Source organism: Streptomyces rimosus subsp. rimosus, from assembly GCF_000720725.1.
In the GTDB taxonomy this organism is placed as follows: Bacteria; Actinomycetota; Actinomycetes; order Streptomycetales; family Streptomycetaceae; genus Streptomyces; species Streptomyces rimosus_A.
The window spans coordinates 1-2,965 of sequence record NZ_JOCQ01000209.1 but is presented as its reverse complement, the minus strand read 5'-3'; the positions used below and the strand labels follow the sequence as shown (position 1 = coordinate 2,965).

Annotated in this window: 4 protein-coding genes; 1 reads left to right on the top strand and 3 read right to left on the bottom strand. The window is 73.7% G+C overall.

The genetic code is table 11. The features are described from left to right. From IH45_RS0142415 to IH45_RS0142405, 3 genes are all read right to left on the bottom strand, one after another. Nucleotides 1–255, bottom strand: a 255-nt coding sequence (locus IH45_RS0142415) for a thiolase family protein (protein WP_463607464.1), incomplete at its 3' end; no start/stop codon positions are given. Nucleotides 256–260: 5 nt separating this feature from the next. Then, entirely contained in the window at nt 261–998 is a 738-nt protein-coding gene (locus IH45_RS0142410) for a CoA-transferase subunit beta (RefSeq protein ID WP_050515591.1), read from the bottom strand. 77 nt (nt 999–1,075) lie between these two features. Further along, complete coding sequence (locus IH45_RS0142405) at nt 1,076–1,891, bottom strand: CoA transferase subunit A (RefSeq protein WP_030682439.1); 816 nt, start codon at nt 1,889–1,891, stop codon at nt 1,076–1,078. A 202-nt stretch (nt 1,892–2,093) separates the two neighbouring features. On the opposite strand from IH45_RS0142405, the gene IH45_RS0142400 reads away from it, so the two are divergent. Then, on the top strand, nt 2,094–2,965 hold an 872-nt coding region (locus IH45_RS0142400), incomplete at its 3' end, for an IclR family transcriptional regulator (protein WP_030682436.1).

The following is a 2,965-nucleotide window of genomic DNA, read 5'->3' as shown; positions in this document are numbered from 1 at the left end:
CCCGGGCACCGTCACCGGCAGCCCGGCCAGCAGCACCGCCATCCGCGCCACATTACGGTTGTCCTCCCCCGCCCCGTTCGCATCCCCGAACACCACATCATCGATCCGCGCCGGATCCAGCTCCGGAGTGCGCTCCACCAGGGCCCTGACCACATGCGCCGCCAGATCATCAGGACGGACACCCGCAAGCGCACCGCCGTACCTGCCGATCGGGGTCCGCACGGCATCCACGACATACACATCACGCACGTCCACGGTGCTCACGCTGCCTTCCTTCCGGCCGCCTTGAGCGCGCGCAGGGCGGACAGTTCTGCCTCGGTGGGCGCTTCGGTGACCGTCAAGTCCGCTGCCACGCGCAGTTCCCAGCCGGTCGCCTCCCGGGCCTGTTCCACCGTGGCGCCGGGGTGCAGCGCGGTCAGCTCCAGTTCGGCGGTGTCCGGGCCCGGGCGCAGGATGCCGAGGTCGGTGATGACGGCGGTGGGTCCGGCGCCGCGCATGCCGAGGGCGGCGCGGTCGCCGGGGCCGGTGCCGTGGCCGAGGGTGGTGACGAAGTCGAGCGCGGGCACGAAGTTACGGCGGGTGTGCCGCAGCACGATGAGGACCTCACCGCAGTTGGCGGCGATCTCCGGGGCGCCGCCGGCGCCGGGCAGCCGGCCCTCGGGCCGGTCCGGGCCGCGGTCCACGACCGTGGTGTTGATGTTGGCGAACCGGTCGAGCTGGGCGGCGCCGAGGAAGCCCACGTCGATCCGGCCGCCCTGCAGCCAGTAGTTGAACATCTCCGGCACGGACACCACCGCGTCCGCCGTGTCGGCCAGTTCGCCGTCGCCGATGGACAGCGGCAGCCGGGTCGGCCGGGAGCCGATGGTGCCGGACTCGTAGACCAGCACCAGATCCGGATTGACGGTGCGGCGCGCGAGGTTGGCGGCCGTACTGGGCAGCCCGATCCCGACGAAGCAGCTGCGCGCACCGGCCAGTGCCCGTGCCGCGTTGACCTCCATCAGCTCGTCGCGCCCGCAGCGCGCACCGCCGTCCGTACCACTCTCCGTACCGCTCCCGGTACCGCTCTCCGTACCGCTCATCGGACCGCCTTCCGTACGTTGTCGTCCAGCCAGCGCGTGAACGTGTCCCGGTCGCGGGAGACGGCGTCCCACTCCTGGTAGAAGTCGTTGTCCCGGACGGAGTACCCGGCCGCGTACGAGGGGTGGGCGCCGCCGGGGACCTCCGCGACGGCGTCGATCACCCAGCCGGGCAGCACCACCGAGCCGGGCCGGGGCTCCAGCGCCCCGTCGACGATCTCCTCGACGGTGACCAGCACCCGCCGGGCGGCCAGCACCGCTTCCTTCTGCACCCCGGTCAGGCCCCACAGCTGTACGTTGCCGTCGCGGTCGGCCTGCTGGGCGTGGACGACCGTGACGTCCGGGTTGAGGGCGGCCACGGCGGCCAGTTCCTCGCCGGTGAAGGGGCAGGTGACGGTGGCGACGGTGTCCGTACGGCCGGGAATGCCGCTGCCGCGGTAGCCGCGCAGCACCGCGAACGGCAGCTGCGAGGCACCGGCGACATAGCGGTTGGCCATCCCGGCGTGGCTGTGCTCGTCCAGCTCCAGCGGGTGCGGCCAGCCGTTCTCGACCGCGTCGCGGAAGCGGTGCAGCGAGCCGACGCCGGGGTTGCCTCCCCAGGAGAAGACCAGTTTGCGGACCGCGCCCGCGCCGATGAGCTGGTCGTAGACCACGTCCGGCGTCATCCGGACCAGCGTCAGGCCGGTGATGCCCTGCCGGATGATCTCGTGCGCCGCGGCGAACGGGATCAGGTGGGTGAAGCCCTCCAGCGCGACGGTGTCCCCGTCGTGGACCAGGTCCCCGACGGCGTCGTGCAGGGAACGGATGTCGGCCATGTCCTCGCCCTCGCGTCGATCTGTGCTGCCGGGCGCCGGGTGCCGTACGGCCCGTCGCGCCCTCCCCACACCCCTCGTTCGCCAGGCGAACTGAAGTTCACAACCTGGCGTGCCCTGAGTCTGTCCCCCTCTCCCAGCCCTGTCAACGGGTCCCGGGATACGGTTCCGACGAGCGACGAGAAGTCCGCACCGTGGAGAGCCGATGACGTACCCCGCCACCGATACCCCGCCGCCCCAGGAGGCGGTGGGGCCGCTGATGCGCAGCCTGTCCGTGCTGCGCGCGCTCTCCACGGGCGGCGGACGGCAGGCTGTCGGCGACCTCGTCCGCGCGACCGGCCTCGCGCGCTCCACCGTCGACCGCGTCCTGAGCACCCTGGCCCGGCTCGGGTACGTACGCGTCGAGGGCCGGGACGCGGTGCTCGCGCCCGGCCTGCTGGAACTGGGCAACGCCTACCTGGCCGCCTCCGAACTGCCCGACCGGCTCGGCCCGGCCGCCGAACGGCTCGCCGACGCGCTCGACGAGTCCGTCTCACTCGCCGTGCCGGACGGCGACGGGGTGCGCTTCGTCCACCAGGCGACACGGCGGCGCGCGATGTCCCTCGCGTTCCGCATCGGCGACCTGCTGCCCGCCGAACGCGGCGCGCCCGGGGCGTTGTTCGCGGCCGGCTGGGACGAGGACGCCTGGCGCCGCTGGCGGGAGCGGCGCGCGGCGGACCCCACGGACGCGGGCTTCCCGGCCGTACCACCGCGCCGGGACGGAGCCGTACCACCACGCCGGGACGGGAACGGCGGTACGGGGCCGGAGGACCCCGGGGCGGACTTCGCGTCCCGGGTCGAGGCGGCCCGTACCGCGGGCTGGTCCCTGGACGACCAGCTGATCGAGCCGGGGCTGGTCGCCGTCGCCGTACCCGTACGTGATCCTCAGGGCCGCCCGGTGTGCGCGGTCAGCGTCGTCAGCCACACCAGCCGGCTGGCCGCCGCCGACCTGCCCACCGCCGTACTCCCCCAACTCCGCGAGACGGTCGCCGGAATGGAACGCACCCTGGCCGCCCCCGCCCCGCCCCTGCCCTCCCC

Bases quoted from the DNA above. Each gene is read 5' to 3' on its own strand.
- IH45_RS0142410 (WP_050515591.1), bottom strand. From the start codon at position 998: ATGGAGGTCAACGCGGCACGGGCACTGGCCGGTGCGCGCAGCTGCTTC.
- IH45_RS0142405 (WP_030682439.1), bottom strand. From the start codon at position 1,891: ATGGCCGACATCCGTTCCCTGCACGACGCCGTCGGGGACCTGGTCCAC.